The sequence below is a fragment of the Shewanella sp. GutCb genome (assembly GCF_002836135.1).
In the GTDB taxonomy this organism is placed as follows: Bacteria; Pseudomonadota; Gammaproteobacteria; order Enterobacterales; family Shewanellaceae; genus Shewanella.
The window spans coordinates 40,732-57,174 of record NZ_PJBL01000020.1 but is presented as its reverse complement, the minus strand read 5'-3'; the positions used below and the strand labels follow the sequence as shown (position 1 = coordinate 57,174).

Annotated in this window: 19 protein-coding genes; 14 read left to right on the top strand and 5 right to left on the bottom strand. The window is 43.6% G+C overall.

The window, feature by feature from the left end; all coding sequences use genetic code 11:
• Positions 1 to 7 precede the first annotated feature (7 nt).
• On the bottom strand, positions 8 to 793 hold the full coding sequence (gene mlaE, locus CXF86_RS12105) for a lipid asymmetry maintenance ABC transporter permease subunit MlaE (protein WP_101092604.1): 786 nt from the start codon (positions 791 to 793) through the stop codon (positions 8 to 10).
• Complete coding sequence (locus CXF86_RS12100; RefSeq protein ID WP_101092605.1) at positions 780 to 1,592, bottom strand: ATP-binding cassette domain-containing protein; 813 nt, start codon at positions 1,590 to 1,592, stop codon at positions 780 to 782. Before CXF86_RS12100 ends, mlaE begins: the two co-directional genes overlap by 14 nt.
• A 175-nt stretch (positions 1,593 to 1,767) precedes the next feature.
• Here CXF86_RS12100 and CXF86_RS12095 point away from each other — a divergent pair, with 175 nt between their 5' ends.
• The 12 genes from CXF86_RS12095 (at position 1,768) to mgtE (ending at position 11,646) form a co-directional block, all read left to right on the top strand.
• Positions 1,768 to 2,727 carry a calcium/sodium antiporter gene (locus tag CXF86_RS12095; protein ID WP_101092606.1) on the top strand — a complete coding sequence of 320 codons (960 nt, stop codon included), beginning with the start codon at positions 1,768 to 1,770 and terminating at the stop codon, positions 2,725 to 2,727.
• A gap of 46 nt (positions 2,728 to 2,773) precedes the next feature.
• On the top strand, positions 2,774 to 3,751 hold the full coding sequence (locus CXF86_RS12090; protein WP_101092607.1) for a KpsF/GutQ family sugar-phosphate isomerase: 978 nt from the start codon (positions 2,774 to 2,776) through the stop codon (positions 3,749 to 3,751).
• Between the two features lies 1 nt (position 3,752).
• Positions 3,753 to 4,304 (top strand): 3-deoxy-manno-octulosonate-8-phosphatase KdsC, encoded by a 552-nt coding sequence (kdsC, locus tag CXF86_RS12085; protein ID WP_101092608.1) that lies wholly within the window; start codon positions 3,753 to 3,755, stop codon positions 4,302 to 4,304.
• Entirely contained in the window at positions 4,301 to 4,858 is a 558-nt protein-coding gene (gene lptC / locus CXF86_RS12080; RefSeq protein ID WP_101092609.1) for an LPS export ABC transporter periplasmic protein LptC, read from the top strand. The genes kdsC and lptC overlap by 4 nt, the downstream gene beginning before the upstream one ends.
• A 63-nt stretch (positions 4,859 to 4,921) precedes the next feature.
• Entirely contained in the window at positions 4,922 to 5,470 is a 549-nt protein-coding gene (gene lptA, locus CXF86_RS12075; protein WP_101092610.1) for a lipopolysaccharide transport periplasmic protein LptA, read from the top strand.
• Positions 5,467 to 6,198 carry an LPS export ABC transporter ATP-binding protein gene (gene lptB, locus CXF86_RS12070; protein ID WP_101092611.1) on the top strand — a complete coding sequence of 244 codons (732 nt, stop codon included), beginning with the start codon at positions 5,467 to 5,469 and terminating at the stop codon, positions 6,196 to 6,198. The genes lptA and lptB overlap by 4 nt, the downstream gene beginning before the upstream one ends.
• A gap of 137 nt (positions 6,199 to 6,335) precedes the next feature.
• Positions 6,336 to 7,847, top strand: coding sequence for an RNA polymerase factor sigma-54 (locus CXF86_RS12065; protein WP_101092612.1), 1,512 nt, complete (start codon positions 6,336 to 6,338; stop codon positions 7,845 to 7,847).
• 30 nt (positions 7,848 to 7,877) lie between these two features.
• Entirely contained in the window at positions 7,878 to 8,165 is a 288-nt protein-coding gene (gene hpf / locus CXF86_RS12060; RefSeq protein ID WP_101092613.1) for a ribosome hibernation promoting factor, read from the top strand.
• A gap of 2 nt (positions 8,166 to 8,167) precedes the next feature.
• On the top strand, positions 8,168 to 8,611 hold the full coding sequence (gene ptsN / locus CXF86_RS12055; protein WP_101092614.1) for a PTS IIA-like nitrogen regulatory protein PtsN: 444 nt from the start codon (positions 8,168 to 8,170) through the stop codon (positions 8,609 to 8,611).
• Positions 8,612 to 9,079: 468 nt separating this feature from the next.
• On the top strand, positions 9,080 to 9,934 hold the full coding sequence (rapZ, locus tag CXF86_RS12050; protein ID WP_101098039.1) for an RNase adapter RapZ: 855 nt from the start codon (positions 9,080 to 9,082) through the stop codon (positions 9,932 to 9,934).
• The gene (locus CXF86_RS12045; RefSeq protein WP_101093545.1) at positions 9,921 to 10,196 is read left to right on the top strand and encodes an HPr family phosphocarrier protein; all 276 of its coding nucleotides are present in this window, start codon (positions 9,921 to 9,923) and stop codon (positions 10,194 to 10,196) included. The genes rapZ and CXF86_RS12045 overlap by 14 nt, the downstream gene beginning before the upstream one ends.
• A gap of 85 nt (positions 10,197 to 10,281) precedes the next feature.
• Positions 10,282 to 11,646 (top strand): magnesium transporter, encoded by a 1,365-nt coding sequence (mgtE, locus tag CXF86_RS12040; protein WP_101093544.1) that lies wholly within the window; start codon positions 10,282 to 10,284, stop codon positions 11,644 to 11,646.
• Between the two features lie 96 nt (positions 11,647 to 11,742).
• Here the strand turns inward: mgtE and CXF86_RS12035 are convergent, their stop codons facing one another.
• Together CXF86_RS12035 and CXF86_RS12030 are read right to left on the bottom strand one after the other, a co-directional pair.
• Positions 11,743 to 12,531, bottom strand: a complete 789-nt coding sequence (locus CXF86_RS12035) for a molybdate ABC transporter substrate-binding protein (protein WP_232775162.1) — start codon at positions 12,529 to 12,531, stop codon at positions 11,743 to 11,745.
• Between the two features lie 229 nt (positions 12,532 to 12,760).
• The gene (locus CXF86_RS12030; protein ID WP_180961057.1) at positions 12,761 to 13,429 is read right to left on the bottom strand and encodes a YiaD family glycine zipper/OmpA-like lipoprotein; all 669 of its coding nucleotides are present in this window, start codon (positions 13,427 to 13,429) and stop codon (positions 12,761 to 12,763) included.
• A 488-nt stretch (positions 13,430 to 13,917) separates the two neighbouring features.
• On the opposite strand from CXF86_RS12030, the gene CXF86_RS12025 reads away from it, so the two are divergent.
• Together CXF86_RS12025 and CXF86_RS12020 are read left to right on the top strand one after the other, a co-directional pair.
• A complete protein-coding gene (locus CXF86_RS12025) occupies positions 13,918 to 14,154 on the top strand; it encodes a transposase (RefSeq protein WP_102039108.1) in 237 nt (78 codons plus the stop codon).
• Between the two features lie 245 nt (positions 14,155 to 14,399).
• Complete coding sequence (locus CXF86_RS12020; protein WP_257985336.1) at positions 14,400 to 14,822, top strand: hypothetical protein; 423 nt, start codon at positions 14,400 to 14,402, stop codon at positions 14,820 to 14,822.
• Between the two features lie 54 nt (positions 14,823 to 14,876).
• On the opposite strand, the gene CXF86_RS12015 is transcribed toward CXF86_RS12020, so the two are convergent.
• Positions 14,877 to 16,241, bottom strand: coding sequence for a DUF4397 domain-containing protein (locus tag CXF86_RS12015; protein ID WP_102039106.1), 1,365 nt, complete (start codon positions 16,239 to 16,241; stop codon positions 14,877 to 14,879).
• Between the last annotated feature and the right edge of the window lie 202 nt (positions 16,242 to 16,443).

Sequence of the window (16,443 nt, the reverse complement as noted above, 5' to 3'; positions counted from 1 at the left end):
TCTTACGCTAGCTGCCAAACATCATCGCTGTCAGCAAAAAATCTAACGCCAACACCGCCAAGCTAGACTGCACTACCGTTTGGGTTGTTGCTCGGCTGATCCCTTCTGGATTAGGTACCACATTATAACCGCGATAAAGTGCTATCCAAGTCACTACCACCGCAAACAATGCACTTTTTATAATACAGTTAACAATGTCCTCTCGCCATTCAACTGAAGACTGCAATATTGACCAAAAAGCGCCACTATCGATCCCTTTCCATTCAACGCCAACAACATGACCACCGTAAATACCTATGGCGGTAAACATTAATGCTAACAAAGGTAAACTTATCACTCCCGCCCAAAAGCGCGGTGCAATAATCTGCCGTAGCGGATCAATAGCCATCATTTCCAGGCTCGAGAGCTGCTCAGTGCTTTTCATTAGGCCAAGCTCAGCCGTTAATGCTGAGCCCGCGCGTCCGGCAAATAATAGTGCGGTAATTACAGGACCTAATTCACGCAATAAGCTCAAGGCGACCATGGGTCCTAGGCTCTCTTCAGTGCCAAAGCCAACAAGTATATTATAGCCTTGCAGCGCTAATACCATGCCAATAAAGAGCCCCGATACTAAAATAATCACCATTGATTGCACGCCAACCACATACAATTGCTTGATGAGCAACGGCGTACCTTTTCTAAACCTTGGGCGATGCGCTATCGCACCCCATAGCATCAGTCCCGCTTGACCAAGACCAACCACTAAATCAATAGCACCACGACCCAACTTAGCGATTTGATTAATCAAGCCCACTTAGCAGCTCCTTCTTATAGTCCGGTGCAGGGTAATGAAACGGCACCGGCCCGTCTGGTTCTCCGCCAATAAACTGTGTTAACTGCGGATTGTCAGCCAAGCGCAGTTCTTCGGGGGTGCCATGAGCGATAATTCTTTTATCTGCCAGCACATAGACATAATCAGCAATGCCTAGCACCTCTTGCACATCATGCGACACCACCACTGAAGTCAGATTAAGTGCATCGGACAGTTCACGAATTAATTTAACCAAAACCCCCATTGAAATAGGGTCTTGTCCTGCAAACGGTTCGTCATAAAGAATGATTTCCGGTTCCAAGGCGATGGCACGAGCCAAGGCAGCTCTGCGCTGCATTCCTCCTGAAAGCTCGGTTGGCATTAACGGGGCGGCGCCGCGCAGTCCAACCGCTTCGAGTTTCATTAACACGATGCGGCGAATAATCGCTTCAGGTAAACCAGAGTGCTCCCTAAGCGCAAACGCAACATTATCGAACACATTCATGTCCGTAAATAGCGCGCCACTTTGGAACAGCATACTCATGCGCTTACGCAATACAAATAATTGGCTGCGGCTGCATTGATGCACATCGATGCCATCAAAAAGTACTTTGCCTTTACTTGGCGTGAGCTGACCACCGATTAATTTCAGTAAGGTGGTTTTGCCTATGCCACTAGGTCCCATTATTGCAGTAACCTTGCCTTTAGGGATCGATAGACTGATGTCTTCATAAATGACATGTGAGCCGCGGCTAAAGGCCATATTCTGGATTTCGACCAATGAGTTATGGTTTTGAGTCATGCATGAGCCCTGCATTCAAATTAAGAAACATCCATTTTTCCGTACTGGAAAGGGAGAAATTGTACGTAATTGAACAATCAGGTACAACCAAATCAACACTATCTCGTCTCAATACTTTCATTTTTGTTAAATTACAGCGAAAATACGCGGCTATATCCTCAAATACCTAGAATCGATGTTATTTAATATATTTTTGTTAGTGGCTGGCTTAAGTGCTTTAGTCTGGAGCGCAGATAAGTTTGTATACGGTGCGGCAGCTTTTGCACGCAACTTAGGCCTTCCACCAATGTTAATAGGCTTAACCATTGTGGCTATGGGCAGCTCTGCACCAGAAATGTTTGTTGCCGCCACCGCGTCAATGGAAGGCATGACAGATACAGCCATTGGTAACGTGCTCGGTTCCAATATAGCTAACATCACACTCATTCTAGGTATTACAGCGTTACTCGGGGCTATTTCCGTCAGTTCACAAACGCTGAAACGTGAAATCCCTTTAATGTTAGCCGCCACCGTCATTGTGGGTTACTTTTTATATGACGGCTTTTTAACCCGAATTGAAGGCGTGTCTCTTTTAGTGCTCTTTTTCGCATTAATGGGCTACCTAATTTGGCATGGTCTGACGAATAATAATCGCGATGCGTTAGCCATTGATGCCGATAATGAGGTTCCCTCAAATGTCCCCACCAAGAAAGCGATTTTTTGGCTTGTCATCGGCATGGTGTTGTTACCTCTTTCAGCCGATTGGATGGTTCAAGGTGCTGTAGGCATTGCTAAGGCTTATCACCTTTCTGACTTAGTCATCGGACTGACGATTATTGCCGTGGGTACCAGTCTTCCTGAGCTTGCAGCCTGTATTGCTGGCGTGTTGAAAAAAGAGGATGATTTAGCCATCGGTAATATTGTGGGTTCAAACTTATTTAATATTTTAGCGGTACTTGCCATACCCGGCATTATCGCGCCAGGTGCCGTCGATGCCGCGGCAAGCACGAGAGATTTCTACATGGTACTTGCAACGAGCAGTGCGCTTGCAATACTGATATTATTGAGCGGACGCGCTAGGCAACTAAAGCCTTGGCATGGCGTTGTTCTACTCATTACATTTGTCGCGTATCAAGCGTTACTTTTCCTATCTTAAATATGAATGCGACCTATAAAGCAGTAAATTAGAGAGAGACCAAGAAATGGTAGATGAACAGCAGCTACGCCAGTGGGGCACCAAGGTCATTGATATCGAGAAAAAAGCACTCGATAACCTTTACCAATATGTAGACTCAAATGAGTTTGCCCAAGCATGCCAATTAATATTGCAGTGCACCGGCAAAGTTATCGTTATGGGAATGGGCAAATCAGGCCATATAGGTAATAAGATCTCAGCCACATTAGCCAGCACTGGAACGCCTGCATTTTTTGTCCATCCAGGTGAAGCGAGTCACGGTGATTTAGGCGTATTAAGCGAAAACGATATCGTCCTTGCTATCTCTAACTCAGGTGAATCGAGTGAGATTCTGACATTAATGCCAGTAATCAAGCGCATGGGGCTGCCGATGATTTCGTTAACAGGCAAGCCGGAATCCAACATGGCAAAGCTAGCCCATCTGCACCTTTGTATTGAAGTGCCCGAAGAAGCCTGCCCGCTGGGATTAGCGCCAACATCGAGCACGACGGCCACTTTGGTGATGGGCGATGCATTAGCGGTTGCTTTACTGCAAGCTCGCGGGTTTACTAAAGATGACTTTGCACTGTCTCATCCCGGTGGAACTTTAGGGCGTAAGCTACTCTTAAAAGTCAGTGACGTAATGCATAAAGACAATGAGCTGCCGCTGGTAAAGCATGATATCTGTATTACCGATGCGCTTTACGAAATATCTAAAAAAGGCTTAGGCATGACTGCCATTGTCGATGAGAAAAGCACTTTAGTCGGTATATTCACCGACGGCGACTTACGCCGAGTGATTGATGCAGAAGTTAACTTACGTACCACCCCCATTGCTGAAGTTATGTCTAAAGGCTGTGTCACCATTACTGATAATGTACTTGCAGCAGAAGCATTAAAAGTGATGGAAGAGAAAAACATTAATGGTTTGATAGTCATCAATTCACAGCAACAACCTGTCGGCGCACTTAACATGCTCGACATGGTGAAAGCAGGAGTTATTTAACATGTCTAAACAGGGATTCTATGGCCCGATTAGCGATGATGTTTGGCAAGCCGCCAGCAAAATCAAACTGCTTATTTGCGATGTAGATGGCGTATTTTCCGATGGCCTAGTCTATATGAGCAACTCCGGCGAAGAGCTTAAAACATTCCACACTCGAGATGGTTACGGTGTTCGCTCCGTTCTTTCTAGCGGCATTAACGTGGCGATTATTACTGGTCGAAAATCAAAAATTGTCGAAGATAGAATGACAGCACTCGGCGTCACTCATATTTATCAAGGCGTTGATAACAAGTTAAGCCCCTACAATGAGTTATTAGCACTTTACAATGTCAACCCAAATGAAGTTGCCTATATAGGTGATGATATGGTCGACTTGCCGGTGATGAAAGAGGTCGGTTTATCGGTTTGCGTCGCTGATGGCCACCCTTACGTGAAGCAACATGCTTTAATGACAACTCATATTAATGGTGGTCATGGCGCCCTTAGAGAGCTCACAGACTTGTTATTACTTAGCCAAGGTAAGTTTGAGTCGGCTCACGGGATGAGCATATGAATCGCGTCACCCTAGCGATTATCGCTTTATTTGGCACCGCACTGATCCTTTATTGGCAAGTGCAGTCTAAAAAAAGCGACCAAACGTTAGACATTGATATAAGCGAACGCCCTAACTACATCATCAATGATATGCGCAGCACTGAATACAATGAAGCGGGTCTCATTAATAGCAAAGTCACCGCCAAGCACATGGAACACTTTGAAGAAGCCAGTATGACTTACTTCACTGACCCGGTTTATTTGATCTATCCCGATGATGGTCAAGCCCAATGGCGTTTAACCGCGGCTAAAGGAACCCATAACAATTTAACCGGTAAGGTCTCATTGGAAAACAATGTTATTATCGATTCTATTAGTCCAGAAGAGCCGATCCAAACATTGTCTACCTCCTATTTAGAGCTTGATCTAGAGACGATGGTTATGACCTCTGATGAAATCATTTACGTCACTGGCAATGAGTTTGTGATTCAGGGAACAGGCCTTTATGCTGATCTTAACGCCCAAAGTGTAAAGTTGATCAGTCAAGTCGAAGGGATCTACGATGTTAAGTAAGCGATTCAAAAAACAAATATACTCACTCATGCTAGCAACCCAATAGCGGAGTAGAAGGAAGTTATGAAATACAATCAATCAATACTTGCAGGTCTGTTGTGTCTGCTTAGCATTAGTAGCTACGCGCAAGTCGATGACTTAAAGCAAGAAGTTAAAATTGCTGCTGCCAGCCAAGAAGCTGATATAAAAAATAATCAGGTGATCTTTTTTGGTCCTGTAGAAGTAACTCAGGGTTCAATTAAAATGAAGGCTGATGAATTACGGGTGTTCTCTAAAGAAGCGAGCTCAGGAAAAATACTCGTGGCTACGGGTAATCCTGCGACATATACCCAAATGATGGAAGATGGCCGCCCGGCGATGGCAAGTGCGAAAGAGATCCGTTATGAGTTGGCAACAAGAACCTTAACCTTGTTAGGTAATGCAACCTTGGAGCAAGAGGGCAGCCAAGTCACGGGTAACCGCATCAAGTACAATATCGGACTACAAAAATTAGTCGCAGAAAGTACAGGTAAAGGTAATGATCGCGTGATCACTATCATTCAGCCTGAAGCTTATCAAGAAGAGACGCCTGAAACCCCAGCCGCACCCATTAAAAAGCAGGAACAGCAATGACCCAAAAAACGCTGACCGTACGCAATTTAGCGAAAAGTTATAAGAGCCGAGCCGTTGTTCAAGATGTGAGTTTAACGGTCAAAACAGGGCAAATTGTTGGGTTATTGGGTCCTAATGGTGCAGGTAAAACCACAACATTTTATATGGTTGTTGGTTTAGTTCAGAGCGACAAGGGTCAGATCTTAATCGATGACGATGATTTAACCTTAGACCCAATGCATCTCCGAGCACGTAAAGGCATTGGCTACTTGCCACAAGAGGCAAGCATCTTTAGAAAGCTCTCAGTGCGTGACAATATCATGGCAGTATTACAGACTCGCAAAGATATCAATAACGAGCAGCGTGAAGAGCAACTTGAACACCTACTCGAAGAGTTTCACATCACCCATATCCGCGATAGCCAAGGCATGGCGTTATCAGGTGGTGAACGCCGCAGAGTTGAAATTGCTCGAGCACTGGCAGCCAACCCAAAGTTTATTCTACTCGATGAACCTTTTGCCGGCGTTGATCCAATATCGGTTATCGATATTAAAAAGATTATTGAACAGTTAAAAAGCCGTGGCTTAGGGGTGTTGATCACAGACCACAATGTGCGTGAAACATTGGACGTTTGTGAACATGCCTATATCGTAAGTCACGGAAATTTGATTGCAGAAGGCACACCTGCCGAGATATTAGATAATCAGCAGGTTCGAGCAGTGTACTTAGGTGAACAATTCAGGCTATAGTTAACCCACAGTATGCGGGTTTAATTGTATAGCATTAGCTAAGTATATGAATACAATCAAAGTGTTGACTCTTTAAGCTCTCTTCGTCAAATCACCGAGCTTCAACGTTTAATTACAGTGTAGGGAATAGCGGTAAGATGAAAGCGTCACTCCAGCTCAAAATGGGTCAGCAGCTAACTATGACTCCACAATTACAGCAGGCTATTCGCCTTTTGCAATTGTCCTCTTTAGAGCTGCAGCAAGAGATCCAGCAAGCATTAGACTCTAATCCACTGCTTGAATTAGATGAAGAGCAATCCGATGGCGAGCCTATCAGCAACGAAGATAGAACCACCAGTGACTCTGACAGCTATTCAGAGTCGGATAGCGACAATGAATACAGCAGTAACACAGATGTTGATCCACAGCAGGATAGCGCTGCGGTAGACACCTCTGATGCATTAACGCAAGATTCAATGCCAGATGAACTCCCAATGGATACTACTTGGGATGAAGTCTATACCGTGTCTTCGAATTCAAGCTCCGGCGGAATGCGCGATGATGATATGCCATTCCAAGGCGAAACCACTGAAGGTTTATACGAACATCTTGAATGGCAGAAAAATCTAACGCCTTTTTCTGATAATGACCTAGCGATTGCCACCGCCATTATTGATGCGGTTGATGAGCGAGGTTACCTTACTCAGAATTGTGAAGATATTCTTGAAGCAATGGGCGATCCAGAGATCGAGATAGACGAAGTGGAAGCCGTACTCAAACGCGTGCAGCATTTCGACCCTATCGGCGTCGCAGCCAGAGATCTCAGTGAATGTCTGCTTATCCAATTAGCTCAATATGCAGAAACAACACCCCATATAGACAATGCTCGCCTGCTCATTAAAGATTACTTAGATTTGATTGCTGGACGTGATTTTAGGCAATTGATGCGTAAGACTAAGCTCAAAGAGGATGACCTGCGTGATGCTATCACGCTTATTCAAACCTTGAACCCAAGACCGGGCCTGGCAGTCACGCGAAGTAAAGACGAATATGTGATCCCCGACGTTTCAGTGACAAAAAAGAAAGGCCGTTGGGTGGTTGAACTCAACCCCGACTACATGCCAAAAATCAACGTCAATCAACACTATGCTTCGATGGCTCGTAGCCAAAAAAATCAAGCAGATGGCCAATTTATTCGTAGTCACTTACAAGAAGCTAAATGGTTTATTAAAAGCATTGAGAGTCGTAATGAGACCCTCCTAAAAGTCTCCAACTGTATTGTGAAGTTCCAACAGGGATTTTTCGAATATGGTGATGAAGCCATGAAACCTATGGTACTCAACGACATTGCTGAAGCCGTAGAGATGCATGAATCCACTATCTCAAGGGTGACCACACAAAAGTATATGCATACCCCTAGAGGTATTTTCGAGTTAAAGTATTTCTTCTCTAGTCATGTCGGAACCGACGACGGTGGAGAGTGCTCATCAACAGCAATTAGAGCGTTTATTAAGAAGTTAGTCGCAGCTGAAAACCAACAGAAACCATTAAGCGATAGCAAAATGGCGCAACTGTTGGCAGAACAGGGGATTAAAGTTGCTCGACGTACCATCGCGAAATACCGCGAAGCAATGATGATCCCGCCCTCAAACCAACGCAAGAGTTTATAACTAAAATTAGACACTTGGAGGAATCTTTCTATGCAAATTAACCTTACTGGGCATCACATTGAAATCACTGCGTCACTGCGCAGTTATGTTGAAGAAAAATTTACAAAGCTTGAACGTCATTTCGATCAGATCAATAATGTGCACGTCATATTGAATGTTGAAAAAATGCAACAGATTGCCGAAGCACGAATTCACCTGAAAAAAGGTGAAGTTTTTGCCACTTCGGAACATGCGGACATGTACGCCGCAATCGACTCCCTGATCGACAAATTAGATCGTCAGGTTATTAAACACAAAGAGAAGCTGACCAAACACTAACGATGGAACTATGTACCATCCTGCAGCCGGAATGCACTACCTGTGCCACTCCGGGCAGTAAGAAAAAAGTACTGGAACTCATCAGCGATATTGCCGCTGCCCAGTACCCTACCCTTTCTTCACAAGAGATTTTCGAAAGCCTGTTGGCTCGCGAAAAAATGGGTAGCACAGGTATAGGCAACGGTATAGCAATCCCTCACGGGAGATTGGCTAATATTGACCATCCATTGGGCATATTAATCAAATGTGAAACACCGATATCTTTTGACTCGATAGATAAGCAACCGGTTGATATATTATTTGCCCTGTTAGTGCCCGCAGATCAATGTGAGCAACATCTCGCGACGCTGTCTTCAATGGCAGAAAAGCTTAACGACAAAGCGATCGTGAAGCAGTTGAGAAAAAGTAAGAGTGAATCTGAGTTATATGACTTAATCACTCAATAGTGAGAGGTCTCTGATCTGTCGAGCTTAGTTTTTACGCATTTTTTGATGTTCAAGAAGTACAAGACATGAGCAAAGAGAAACGCTTACACACTCTTGTAGGAATAGCTTAGAAACACTTAAACCAGTGTTCCTAAGCTATTGTTGCCGTGTTATAGGCTATTTGTGGAGAATAATTAAACTGCATTGCCTCCGTATCGTCCCACCTCGCCAAAATAATGTATAAACTGCGGTAAAAACAAACCTAAAAGTGCAACTATCTCGACGGACTCAAGTCCGTAAGTCGCTAGAGATTACCGATATACAAGCAGTAAGATTTAACGACCTAGGCATTTATTACAGCAATATTATTTATTATTACCAACTAGCCTAAGCTATTGCTTTAAGCCAGAAAAAAGTTAATCTATAATCTTGTACACCCCGTATACATTTATAAAACATTAATTCTAACTTTTATTAGGTAGTGAAAAGATGAAACTCGTTCTAGTCTCTGGTCGTTCCGGCTCAGGCAAATCAGTACTGTTAAGAATGCTAGAAGATCTCGGCTATTATTGTGTCGATAATCTACCATTGCCAATGATGGGCACCCTGCTTGAACAACTTTCTGGTAACTCAGAGTTAGTCGCTATTAGTGTTGATATCCGCAACATGCCAGAAAAAGAGAACGAATGGATTAAGCATCTGACCAATTTGCCAGAAGGCGTGGAGTTATTGAGCTTCTTTTTAAACTCTAGCGATGAAGTGCTCCTCAAGCGCTACAACGAAACTCGTCGTCTGCACCCTTTGTCTCATGCAAACATTTCATTAAAAGAAGCAATTCAGCTTGAAGGGCGCCAGTTGGAACCGCTCGCTAAGATCGTTGACCATTATATTGATACTTCTACCCTCAATATTTACGATCTCAATGACCAAGTACGTGAGATCTTATTAGGCAACGTCGATAAAGAGCTGATGATCAAGTTTGAGTCTTTTGGGTTTAAACATGGCATGCCAACTGAAGCTGATTTTATGTTTGACGTTCGATTTCTTCCAAATCCACATTGGGAGCCGGATCTCAGACCCATGACAGGGCTCGATAAACCCGTGCAAGAGTTTTTAAATCTGCACCCTACAGTCAATAAGTTTATCTGGCAGATCGAGAATTTATTGGAGACTTGGTTACCCGATTTAGAACGTAACAACCGCAGCTACCTCACTATCGCTATTGGTTGTACTGGTGGCCAGCATCGCTCTGTTTATGTCACAGAACGACTCGCTGAACACTTCAAAAAAGGCCGACATAAAGTCACTTCTAGCCATAGAGAGTTAAAAAATGCCAACGATTGAACGGCAAGTCACCATCTGCAATAAGCTCGGGCTACATGCCAGAGCGGCAACAAAACTGGTGGTTTTAGCCTCAGAATTTGATGCCCAAATCACTATTATTCAAGGTGAAAAGCAAGCTTCAGCGGTAAGTGTACTAGGCTTACTCATGTTAGAAACTGGAATGGGTAAATCCATACAGCTTCTCGCCAACGGCCCAGATGCAAAACCAGCGTTAGATGCCATATGTCATTTGATCAATACCAAATTCGACGAAGATAATTAGTCCGTCCATTTTCCTAATATTTGTTATTTATCCCCCTTTACTTACGTTATGATAAGCGCCTTTTAAAAGACCCTGCGAGGGACCCATGCCGATTGAAGTCTTAGACAACGAAACAACAGACCAACGCCTCAATCAGCTAAATAAAGCATTAGGTAGCGGGATGTTTGTTCATGTCCGCAATATGTTGCAGGATATGGCAGCCACCGATATCGCCTTTATTCTCGAATCTTCGCCGCCCCGCACCCGCCAAGTTTTATGGCAATTGATTGACCAAGAGCACACAGGTGAAATTCTTGATGAGTTAGGCGAAGAGCTTAAAGACAATCTTATTCGCCAAATGAGTCCAGAGCGCGTCGCTAAAGCGGCTGAAAGCATGGATACCGATGACTTAGCCTACATTCTTAGAAGCTTACCAGACAGCATCTTTAATGAAGTGCTGCAGTCGATGAGTGCCCAAGACCGTGTCAGGGTTGAGCAGGCGCTCTCTTATCCCGATGATACTGCTGGCAGTATCATGAATACCGATACTGTAACCCTAAGACCCGACGTCAATATCGATGTGATATTGCGCTATTTGAGAATTCGCGGCGAACTGCCAGCCGCAACCGATATGCTGTATGTGGTCGATAAACAGGACCGAGTACTCGGCGGTGTGCGCATTGCCGATCTACTCACCTGTAATCCAGATTCATCGATTAGAGAGATCATGGCCGCCGATCTCGAAGCTATTCCCGTGGGTATGTCCGACAGTGAAGTGGCGCAACTGTTTGAGCGTCATGACTGGGTTTCTGCCCCCGTTATTGATGATGATAACAAGTTGCTTGGCCGTATTACCATTGATGATGTGGTCGATGTTATTCGAGAAGATGCCGAACATTCGATGATGGGTATGGCAGGTATGGATGATGATACCGATACCTTTGGTCCTGTACTCAAAAGTACCTTTCGCCGTTCACTGTGGTTAACCGTCAACTTGTTTGCCGCGCTGCTCGCAGCATCGGTGAGTAATATGTTCGAAGGAACATTAGAGCAATTTGCCACTATCGCGATTTTAATGACCATTGTTCCCAGTATGGGCGGTGTTGCAGGTAATCAAACCTTAGCGCTGGTCATTCGTGGTATCGCCTTAGGCCAAATTGGTCAAAGTAACTCCAGGTGGCTTATTGGCAAAGAGCTTGCCATTGGCTTTCTGAATGGCTTGCTGTGGTCCGTTCTTGTGTTTGCAGCAGTGTGGGCTTGGAAAGGTGACATTACCTTGGGAGCAACGATTGGTGGAGCTATGCTCATCAACATGACGGTTGCAGGCCTTGCTGGCGCAAGTATTCCGTTATTGCTTAAAAAGATGAACATCGACCCAGCGCTTGCAGGCGGCATGGTATTAACCACAGTGACTGATGTTATCGGCTTATTTGCCTTCTTAGGACTGGCGACCGTATTCCTGATAAAGTAGCTTAAAGAAAGTTGAATAAACTAAAGACCGCCTTTTAGCTAATGCTAGAAAGCGGTCTTTTAGTATTCATCAATCTTCACGCAGAGCTTGTTGTATTTATCGTTTGAGTGGCGCTTTAAAACCATAGTCCGCTAAGATTGTTTGGCCCTTTTCAGATAACACAAACATTGCTAGTTTCCAGGCATCAGGTTGTGCAGCCTTTAACACGACTAAGCCATAATCTGCTCCCACCGCTATCTCATTGGGCAGCTGTACCACTTTCAAGCTAGGCACCTCTTTTTGTGCAAGAACAGCATTAGTGCAATAGGTTAAAAAGATGTCAGCGCGATTATTTTCCATCACCCAACCATAGGTATTACGGCCACTAGGTGCTTTAGCACTGGTTTCACCGCCCGTTAGCTGTAATGCTTTGTTCTCTAATTTATTTTTCGCCCCAGCAACTAATGCATCAGCCCTTGCAAAAACCTTCCACGCGTAATCACCAGACGGATCGGCTTTAGGAGTCGACGTGCCAAGACGAACGTCACTACTGAGCATCTGTTGTAATAAGTCATCATCAATTTCAACACTGGCTTGCGTCAACGCGCACATTTGGTTTTGTGCAAACATCACCACACTTTCTGCCAGTGCGTCATTTTGTAAGGTTTGTGGATGTTTCATATTGGCAGACGCAAACACATCCACAGTCTCACCCTTTTCAATACGCTTTCTGAGTAGACCTGAGGGTGCAAAATCGGTATTAACAGCCTGCTTCGACTCTAACTGATAAGCCGCAACAATATCTGACATGGCATTTTTTAAACTGCCCGCTGCGCGCATCTCTATCGGCGCAGCGGTTGCCGTTAGTGGCAATATTAATAACGAGGCTACAATCCATTTTTTCATGATAATTTCCATAGTAAGTACTGAAGGTACAATCGGTGTATATAACGATGCCGCCGATCAAAAAGCATTTACTCGCAAAAAACAACAGCCAAGGCTCCATCAGCAAAAGGGGCTTTAAAACTGTTGAAATGGATCACTCACAAATTAACGCCACCAGACAAAAAGTCGCAATTAATGAATAGCAAAAAGCCACCGAGTCGGTGGCTTTTTATCTGAATAAAGACACTAGTTAGCTTAGTGGGCTAAGTACTATCTCAACTCTGCGATTGTCTGCTCTGCCCGCTTTAGTCCCATTGCCTGCTATAGGTCTTTCTTCCCCCACGCCATGAGACACCACTCTTGCTGATGGAACCTGACGGCTCATCAAGTAGCTAGCGACTTCACTCGCTCTGACTTGCGACAGCCTCAAGTTATAAGATGCAGCACCAGAACTATCGGTATGACCCATCACATTGAGCTTGGTCTCATCATATTCTAACGCCACCAAAGCGACGCTATTTAACACTTGCTGCGCCCGTTGGCTTAGATCAGTTTGATCGACACCAAAAGTCACATCGTTTGGCATGTTCAAAATAATATTATCGCCACTTCGGGTGACACTGACGCCAGATGACTGCAGTTGCTGACGCAATTCAGCTTCCTGCACATCCATGTAATAACCAATACCACCACCAAGGGCAGCCCCTGATGCAGCGCCAATTAAAGCACCTTTACCTCTATCACTTTTACTTGAAGAGGCAACTCCAATGACCGCACCAGCAAGTGCACCGATCAATGCACCATTAGTCGCTTTACCATTTTGGGATTCATTACTGTATGGATTGGTTGTCTGACAACCTGAAACGAACACTGCTGCAACCAGACAGCTTGCGATAATTCCGCCGTGCTTAACACTCATAAACATTACTCCTAACTGTCTTCACCCAAGTGAAGACGACAACATATCGAGTTATTTTGTTAACAGTATATAAGCAGGCAATTATTAGACAATGGCTACAAAATCAAGCGCGCTAAAATCGTACAGCTTACACGATATAAAATCCTGACAATTGCTAAGTCTGCGCACCAAAATCGCGCAAGTATGCCCTCATTTGTAGCCAACGCCACTTATATCACCCTGACACACAACAACCAAAAACCACAAGCATTTGATCTGTAAGTGATTATTCTAGCGGTTTGTTTTGGCACAAAATGAGCATACCTATAAAGTAGTATTAGATTGAGTCGTATAAAGCGATATAGGAACACCCATGAAATTAATCCAGAAAGTTGCAACAAAGTACCAAGAGTTCACGCATATGATTATGCATATTGGCATCAGCCAGTGGGATGTCGAATAAGACCATTTTTATTAGATTAATTTAACGTATAGATAAGAGGTGTCCAATGACAGCAGTAAACCACACTATCAACCTCAGTATTATCAATGAAGTCAAAAGTAATGGTCGGCTTTTATCTGACGTAGCAAAGCAATATGGCGTGTCGACTAAGGCTGTTTATCAACTTGTTCGTCAAAGCGAACAACCGTCAACAAGCCGCACATTGACCTTAAGATCAGAGATTGAGCAACTACGCAGCCGTATTCAAGAGTTAACCTTAGAGCTGAGCCATATTACTCAATAAAACCCTGTTTAGCAGAGGTAAAGGTATATCGTTTTGCCCCAAATGAAATGATAGTGTTATCGTAATAACAATAATAATTGCGCGCTAATTTCACTTTTACCTCTGCGACTTATGCCATTGCAAGCAACCATATTCGATGATTAATTAACTTTAAGTAACATTAAAAATCCACTCAAACGGCTGCGGTTACATTAAACTCACTAGCAGTGCTTACTAAAAAGGCTGTATTCATGGGATCCCACACATTGAATTCAATCAGTTCAATAATTAAAATAACTCTTAGCTCAATCGCCATTGTCTTTTCACTTTCGGCTTGTGTTAGTCAACATGATTTAATGGTCCAAAAAGGTTTCCCACTGCCCTATGCCGATGGCTTTGATGATGGCTGTCATAGTGGCAATAAAGCGGCGGGGAGTTTATTCGACGAATTCAAAAAAGACGTCAATCGCTTTAACAGCGATAAACAATACGGTCAAGGATGGTCTGATGGCTTTAGACAATGCGAAACTGAACAGGAAGCAGCGCAGCGTCAAACCAGAATAATGCTTGAACAACAGCGCTTACAGGAACAAAAGAAAGCCAATAATATTAGTCAGCAACACGCATTAGAGAAAGAAGTCATAAAGGGCGTCGACATCGACGCTCTCAAAAGCCTAGAGAAACAGTAGTGTAGAACATACCAGGTCGCGCAATAAACCGCGGTCTGTAATGTCTTAGCTCAACTAAAATAGTATCAGTCGGTAACCTAAAGGCTGTGTGTCATCTTTATTCAGTACCATGGTGTAGTTGCCTGCACTATCAAAAAACAGGGGGTCAGATTGGTAGAGTAAAGTGAGCGTTTCATTTTCATCTTCAAAGACGACATTAATCTCGTACTCTCCAGACTCTATGCTGATTGACTCCAACTCGGTGAACTCAAAATCAGTGATTTTATACTTAGCAGATTCAATGGTTTCGGTTGATTTAACAAAGTAGATGGTTAACGTTTCATAGTCGAAAACTAAGTTCGCTAGATCAATTTTATGGGTAAAAGCACGAGGACGATGATCATGAGTTAGCGTCATCCCTTTGGTCATTCCTAGCTCGTCCTCATAAACCAGTATCGATTTACTCTCATCTTGATTAAAGGTCACTAACAAGTTATTGGCTAACACCTCATTCGAATCTTTATTGGTAATCGTTACACCATAATCGTTATAACCTATGGTCTTGAAATCGCTTAAACTATGTTTGCCTAATTCATAAAGATATTGAGTCTCCTGATTACTTGCGATCGCTATATCAATATTATCAACACTGTTTAACGCGTTAAAAACACGATACTCAGCATTGGCATAAATATTGGCATATTGGGTTGGGCTACCCGTCGAATCAACAGCATCAATAGTGAGCTTAGGTGTTCCAGGGCCAAAACTATTACGGATAACAAATTTGTAAACCGTATTAGCGGTTAAATCCAGTGTTGCAGTAGTATAGATTGGCGTACTCTGTCCGGTCTGAGTCAAATACAGTACATATTCACCAGTATCAAACATTAACTCACTTGAATAATCCTTATAACTAAGCGAATCAAGCATGTTCGCGCCGCTAAAGTCCTCGCCATCCAAACCAAAATAAACATCATAAGTCGGCTCATCCATGGCGGCATGCATCACTAACATCTGCATTTTACTGTAGTCATCACTTTCATCCATATTCAATTCATCCATCTCACTGCGATCATATTGAATATCGAGTAATTCAGTAGCGCCATAATCACCGAGTAAAACAAAAAAATGTTCATCGTCATTTGAAAGTGAGAGTGTCGATGAATAGAGCGATAACTCATCGCCCAGCTCATCAGTGCCAATCACTTCCATCTCGGAACTCCCCGTATTGTAAACATAACGAGGTTGAGCATCAGCATAGCTCACCGCTGTGTATTGATAACCATCTAAAACCAGCGCCGTTGCCGTGCTATTGGGTGACGCATTGTAATACTGTATGTAAGCTTCACTGCTTGAATCACTGTCATCATCTGAGCTACATCCGACAGCTGTAGCCAATGCAAGAAAGAGACAAGTAATACCCCGAGGTGTGAAATTCATTTATTTTCCTTAACTAATTAATGACAAACTCATTACCTATGACCAAGGATCCACGTCAAGAACTGTCAACAATTGCAATGTAAGGAAAGCCTTTGAATAGCTTTGTAAATTAGTGTTATTACTTGTATAGATTGAACAATAAATGACTTTTACGGAAGGATGAGGTGTTAACGGAAGGCATAATAAAAGACCAAATGAGCGT

What these genes read in the sequence shown, in the direction of transcription:
- CXF86_RS12100 (WP_101092605.1), bottom strand. Translation starts at nt 1,592, where the DNA reads ATGACTCAAAACCATAACTCATTGGTCGAAATCCAGAATATGGCCTTT.
- CXF86_RS12095 (WP_101092606.1), top strand. Translation starts at nt 1,768, where the DNA reads ATGTTATTTAATATATTTTTGTTAGTGGCTGGCTTAAGTGCTTTAGTC.
- CXF86_RS12090 (WP_101092607.1), top strand. Translation starts at nt 2,774, where the DNA reads ATGGTAGATGAACAGCAGCTACGCCAGTGGGGCACCAAGGTCATTGAT.
- kdsC (WP_101092608.1), top strand. Translation starts at nt 3,753, where the DNA reads ATGTCTAAACAGGGATTCTATGGCCCGATTAGCGATGATGTTTGGCAA.
- lptC (WP_101092609.1), top strand. Translation starts at nt 4,301, where the DNA reads ATGAATCGCGTCACCCTAGCGATTATCGCTTTATTTGGCACCGCACTG.
- lptA (WP_101092610.1), top strand. Translation starts at nt 4,922, where the DNA reads ATGAAATACAATCAATCAATACTTGCAGGTCTGTTGTGTCTGCTTAGC.
- lptB (WP_101092611.1), top strand. Translation starts at nt 5,467, where the DNA reads ATGACCCAAAAAACGCTGACCGTACGCAATTTAGCGAAAAGTTATAAG.
- CXF86_RS12065 (WP_101092612.1), top strand. Translation starts at nt 6,336, where the DNA reads ATGAAAGCGTCACTCCAGCTCAAAATGGGTCAGCAGCTAACTATGACT.
- hpf (WP_101092613.1), top strand. Translation starts at nt 7,878, where the DNA reads ATGCAAATTAACCTTACTGGGCATCACATTGAAATCACTGCGTCACTG.
- ptsN (WP_101092614.1), top strand. Translation starts at nt 8,168, where the DNA reads ATGGAACTATGTACCATCCTGCAGCCGGAATGCACTACCTGTGCCACT.
- rapZ (WP_101098039.1), top strand. Translation starts at nt 9,080, where the DNA reads ATGAAACTCGTTCTAGTCTCTGGTCGTTCCGGCTCAGGCAAATCAGTA.
- CXF86_RS12045 (WP_101093545.1), top strand. Translation starts at nt 9,921, where the DNA reads ATGCCAACGATTGAACGGCAAGTCACCATCTGCAATAAGCTCGGGCTA.
- mgtE (WP_101093544.1), top strand. Translation starts at nt 10,282, where the DNA reads ATGCCGATTGAAGTCTTAGACAACGAAACAACAGACCAACGCCTCAAT.
- CXF86_RS12035 (WP_232775162.1), bottom strand. Translation starts at nt 12,531, where the DNA reads ATGAAAAAATGGATTGTAGCCTCGTTATTAATATTGCCACTAACGGCA.
- CXF86_RS12030 (WP_180961057.1), bottom strand. Translation starts at nt 13,429, where the DNA reads ATGAGTGTTAAGCACGGCGGAATTATCGCAAGCTGTCTGGTTGCAGCA.
- CXF86_RS12025 (WP_102039108.1), top strand. Translation starts at nt 13,918, where the DNA reads ATGACAGCAGTAAACCACACTATCAACCTCAGTATTATCAATGAAGTC.
- CXF86_RS12015 (WP_102039106.1), bottom strand. Translation starts at nt 16,241, where the DNA reads ATGAATTTCACACCTCGGGGTATTACTTGTCTCTTTCTTGCATTGGCT.